The following is a 4,715-nucleotide window of genomic DNA, read 5'->3' as shown; positions in this document are numbered from 1 at the left end:
CAGGCCACCACCGGCGGCAGCGCGCCGGCGGCGCCGCCGATCACGATGTTCTGCGCGGTCCAGCGCTTCAGGCACATCGTGTAGATCACGACGTAGAAGAAGATGGTGAAGGCGAGCAGCGCGCCCGCGACCCAGTTGACGAGGATGCCGAGCGTCATCACCGAGAAGAAGGAAAGCGTCATGCCGAACGCCATCGCCTCGGGCCGGGTGATGCGGCCGCGCGGGATCGGCCGGTTCTGCGTGCGCGACATCTTGGAGTCGATGTCGCCTTCGAGCGCCATGTTGAGCGCACCGGAGGCGCCGGCACCGACGGCAATGCAGAGCAGCGAGGTGAACGCGAGCACGGGATGGAAGTGTCCCGGCGCCATCGCCATCCCGACCAGCGCGGTGAAGATCACCAGCGACATCACCCGCGGCTTCAGAAGCGCGATGTAGTCGCCGACCTCCGCCTCGGAGATGCGGGGATTGATGTCGAGGGCGTTGTGGTCGAGGACGGACACTAAATTCAACTCGCTTCGTTATAGAGCCGCGGCGCCCGTCATGGGCGCCGCGGGAGATTGCTTACTGCACGCGGGGCAGCACTTCGAACTGGTGGAACGGCGGCGGCGAGGGCAGCGTCCATTCCAGCGTGGTGGCGCCCGCACCCCAGGGATTGTCGCCCGCCGGCACCTTCTTCATGAAGGCATCGACCACGCAATAGAGGAAGATCAGGACGCCGAAGCCGGAGACGTAGGAACCGAGCGACGAGATCAGGTTCCAGCCCGCGAACGCGTCGGGATAGTCGACATAGCGGCGCGGCATGCCCGACAGGCCGAGGAAGTGCTGCGGGAAGAACACCAGGTTGACGCCGATGAAGGTGACCCAGAAGTGGGCCTTGGCCAGCGGCTCGCTGTACATGTAGCCCGTCATCTTCGGGAACCAGTAGTACCAGCCGGCAAAGATCCCGAACACCGCACCGAGCGACAGCACGTAGTGGAAGTGCGCGACAACGTAGTAGGTCTCCTGCAGCACGCGGTCGACGCCGGCGTTCGCCAGCACGACGCCGGTGACGCCGCCGACTGTGAACAGGAAGATGAAGCCCACCGCCCAGATCATCGGTGCCCGGAATTCGATCGAGCCGCCCCACATCGTGGCGATCCAGGAGAAGATTTTTACGCCGGTCGGAACGGCAATCACCATCGTCGCAGCGACGAAATAGGCCTGCGTCGCCGAGGACATGCCGACCGTGTACATGTGGTGCGCCCAGACCACGAAGCCGATGCCGCCGATCGCGACCATGGCGTAGGCCATGCCGAGATAGCCGAACACGGGCTTGCGCGAGAAGGTCGAGACGATCTGGCTGATCATGCCGAAGGCGGGCAGGATCAGGATGTACACCTCGGGGTGGCCGAAGAACCAGAACAAATGCTGGAACAGCACCGGATCGCCGCCGCCGTCGGGCGCGAAGAACGTCGTGTGGAAATTGCGGTCGGTGAGCAGCATGGTGATCGCACCGGCGAGCACCGGCAGCGACAGCAGCAGCAGGAACACCGTCACCAGGATCGACCACACGAACAGCGGCATCTTGTGCAGGGTCATGCCCGGCGCGCGCATGTTGAAGATCGTGGTGATGAAGTTGATGGCGCCGAGGATCGACGAGGCGCCCGCCAGATGCAGCGACAGGATCGCGAAGTCGACGGCCGGGCCCGGATGGCCGGAGCTCGACAGCGGCACGTACATGGTCCAGCCGGCGCCGACGCCGTTGGCGCCCGGCTCGCCCTCGACGAAGGTCGACATCAGGAGCAGGCCGAAGGAGGCCGGCAGCAGCCAGAACGAGATGTTGTTCATGCGCGGGAACGCCATGTCGGGCGCGCCGATCATCAGCGGCACGAACCAGTTGCCGAAGCCGCCGATCATCGCGGGCATGACCATGAAGAAGATCATGATCAGGCCGTGAGAGGTCACGAACACGTTATAGGTGTGCGTCTCGTGGAAGATCTGCACGCCCGGATACATCAGCTCGGCACGGATCGCGATCGACATCGCGGCGCCGATGACGCCGGCGATGACCGCGAAGATCAGGTACATCGTGCCGATGTCCTTGTGGTTGGTCGAATAGACGTAGCGGCGCCATCCGGTCGGATGGGCATGCTCGTCATGTCCGTGGGCGTGATCGCCGTGTGCCGCTGCGCTCGTTGCCATTTTCAAATCCTGCCTTGCGTCCCATTCGGACCTTGGGAGGTCCCGCCCTTATGTCGCTTTCAGTCCCTCAAGCCGTTCCCCGACGCTTACTGCGTCGGGCCGGCCGCGGAGGCGTAGGTGCTGGTGCCGCCGCTCGCATATTTCTTCTTCGCCGTCTCGACCCAGGAGGCGAATTCCTGGTCCTCCACGACGCGAATCGCGATCGGCATGAAGGCGTGGTCCTTGCCGCAGAGCTCCGAGCACTGGCCGTAGAACATGCCGGTCTTGGTGGCCTTGAACCACGTCTCGTTCAGCCGCCCCGGAATGGCGTCGATCTTGACGCCGAAAGCCGGCAGCGCGAAGGCGTGGATGACGTCGGCGCCGGTGACCTGGACACGAATCACCTTGTTGACCGGCACCACCATCTCGTTGTCGACGCCGAGCAGGCGAGGCTGCTTGTCCTGCGCCATCAGCGAGTCGAACTCGAACTTGCCGTTATCGGGATAGGCATAGGACCAGTACCACTGCTTGCCGGTCGCCTTGATGGTGATATCCGCCTTCGGCACGTCGAGTTCGAGGAACAGAAGCCGGAACGACGGCACCGAGATGCCGACCAGGATCAGCACCGGAACGAGCGTCCAGGCCACCTCGATCAGCGTGTTGTGGGTGGTGCGCGACGGCACCGGATTGGCCCGCGCGTTGAACTTGACGACCACGACCACGAGCAGCGCCAGAACGAACAGCGTGATCAGCGTGATCAGCACAAACAGGAAGTTGTGGAACCAAATGATGTTGTCCATCACCGGGGAAGCGGATTGCTGGAGCGTCCACTCCCACGGCGCCGGTTGCCCGAGCTCGGCGAATGCCACACCGCCCGTCGCCAGCGTCAGACCCGCCACGGCCAATCCCAGCAACTGCCGGCCCATCCGGCCCATCGACATCCTCATGCCGTTCGCGCTCCCCTTACGAAGTCACCCCAAGTGCGCCGCCCTATGTCCGGGAAACGCTTATTCGATCCGCCCGCCTGACAAACCGCCGCGCAAGAATACCTCTAAGAGGAATTGGGGCCAGATCGCTAGAACGCCGAAATCAAGCCTCTCAAACCATAATTCTTGATCTATCGCAATGCAGTCTTGAGCCTGATCTGCCAGCGATCATCCGCAAGATATTTCCTAGTAACATCAGACAAAAATACCGTTTCCCGGGATGCTGCCGCTTGACAGCGGAATTGCCCGCGGTAGGCACTGGCAGATGGCCGCGCAGGAACCTGATTCGTGCGGGCGGCGGCGGCGCGGGGCGGCGTGGAATTTGCTTGGGAATCGCCTTCAAGACGCCGTCATTCCCGTATCAGTCCGCCAGATCAGGCCGCCAAGCGCGAGCGACCCAGGCGAGCAGAGGGACCGACCCCATGGGGCTTTCGAAATCGATGGCAAGGCCGGCGACAAGGCAGCTTGACCGCCTCCCCGCGCTGGCCGCCCTGCTGGCTGCGCTCGTCCTTCTGGCACTTCCCGGCCTTGCCCATGCGCAGGGCGCGGTACGCTCCGTCCATGGTGACTGGCAGATCCGCTGCGACACCCCGCCAGGCGCCCAGAGCGAGCAATGCGCCCTGATCCAGAGCGTGGTGGCGGAAGACCGCTCCAATGCCGGCCTGACCGTGATCGTGCTCAAGACCGCCGACCAGAAGAGCCGCCTGATGCGCGTGGTCGCGCCCCTGGGGGTCCTGCTGCCCTCCGGTCTCGGCCTCAAGCTCGACAACCAGGACGTCGGCCGTGCCGGATTCGTCCGCTGCCTGCCCAATGGCTGCGTCGCCGAGGTCGTCATGGACGACAAGCTGCTCGGCCAGCTCCGCACCGCCAAGACCGCCACCTTCATCATCTTCGAGACCCCGGAAGAAGGCATCGGCTTCCCGCTCAGCCTGAACGGGCTCGGCGAGGGCTATGACAAGCTGCCGTAGGGGCGGCGTCCGATCGTTCGTTCTCAATCCCGTCATCCCCGCGCAATGGCGAAGCCATTGTCGCTGGAGGCGCGAGTTCGGCAGCGCAGTCGCGCTGCCGTGCGAGCCTCGAAGGATGAAGGCCGAGCTGACAGCCGGGCCGTCGCCCTTCGAGGACCGCTGAAGAAGCGGCCGCCTCAGGGGGTGACGGTGATAGATTGATGCTTGCGGCGATGTGTTCCACGAGCGTCCCTGCCGCACCTATCGTTTCCGTAATGTGACGGCCCGCCCCCTCGCGGAACCGGTCCGAAACCATTATCTTGCCCCACATCTCCAGATAATGGACGGACACATGACCAATCCCGCCACAACCTCCCTGCTCGACCGCGCCAATCTCGACCGCGACCAGGTTCGCCACGAGGTCGCGCGCGGGCTTGCCGGCGCCGACGACGGCGAGCTGTTCCTGGAGTACAGCCAGACCGAAGCGCTGATGTTCGACAATGGGCGGCTGAAGCAGGCGACCTACGACACCTCGCAAGGGTTTGGCCTGCGCGCCGTCAAGGACGACGCGGTCGGCTACGCGCATTCCTCCGACGTGTCGGTGCCGGCGCTGATTCGCGCC

The 4,715-nt window shown here is 64.3% G+C and carries 5 protein-coding genes; 2 read left to right on the top strand and 3 right to left on the bottom strand.

What is annotated here, in order from left to right:
• From MOV75_RS28050 to coxB, 3 genes are all read right to left on the bottom strand, one after another.
• A partial coding sequence (locus tag MOV75_RS28050; RefSeq protein WP_247006973.1) for a UbiA family prenyltransferase occupies positions 1-500 on the bottom strand: 500 nt, incomplete at its 3' end.
• A gap of 61 nt (positions 501-561) precedes the next feature.
• Positions 562-2,181: a cytochrome c oxidase subunit I gene (gene ctaD, locus MOV75_RS28045; RefSeq protein ID WP_246923918.1), complete on the bottom strand. Its 1,620-nt coding sequence runs from the start codon at positions 2,179-2,181 to the stop codon at positions 562-564.
• Between the two features lie 86 nt (positions 2,182-2,267).
• Positions 2,268-3,107, bottom strand: a complete 840-nt coding sequence (gene coxB / locus MOV75_RS28040; RefSeq protein ID WP_246923921.1) for a cytochrome c oxidase subunit II — start codon at positions 3,105-3,107, stop codon at positions 2,268-2,270.
• 461 nt (positions 3,108-3,568) lie between these two features.
• Here coxB and MOV75_RS28035 point away from each other — a divergent pair, with 461 nt between their 5' ends.
• Positions 3,569-4,114 (top strand): invasion associated locus B family protein, encoded by a 546-nt coding sequence (locus MOV75_RS28035; RefSeq protein ID WP_246923923.1) that lies wholly within the window; start codon positions 3,569-3,571, stop codon positions 4,112-4,114.
• A 331-nt stretch (positions 4,115-4,445) separates the two neighbouring features.
• A partial coding sequence (locus MOV75_RS28030; RefSeq protein ID WP_309486972.1) for a PmbA/TldA family metallopeptidase occupies positions 4,446-4,715 on the top strand: 270 nt, incomplete at its 3' end.

Source organism: Bradyrhizobium sp. PRIMUS42 (assembly GCF_023006515.1).
GTDB lineage: Bacteria > Pseudomonadota > Alphaproteobacteria > Rhizobiales > Xanthobacteraceae > Bradyrhizobium.
The sequence above is the reverse complement of the archived record's forward strand: the minus strand, read 5'-3'. Positions and strand labels throughout refer to the sequence as shown.

What these genes read in the sequence shown, in the direction of transcription:
- ctaD (WP_246923918.1), bottom strand. Translation starts at nt 2,181, where the DNA reads ATGGCAACGAGCGCAGCGGCACACGGCGATCACGCCCACGGACATGAC.
- coxB (WP_246923921.1), bottom strand. Translation starts at nt 3,107, where the DNA reads ATGAGGATGTCGATGGGCCGGATGGGCCGGCAGTTGCTGGGATTGGCC.
- MOV75_RS28035 (WP_246923923.1), top strand. Translation starts at nt 3,569, where the DNA reads ATGGGGCTTTCGAAATCGATGGCAAGGCCGGCGACAAGGCAGCTTGAC.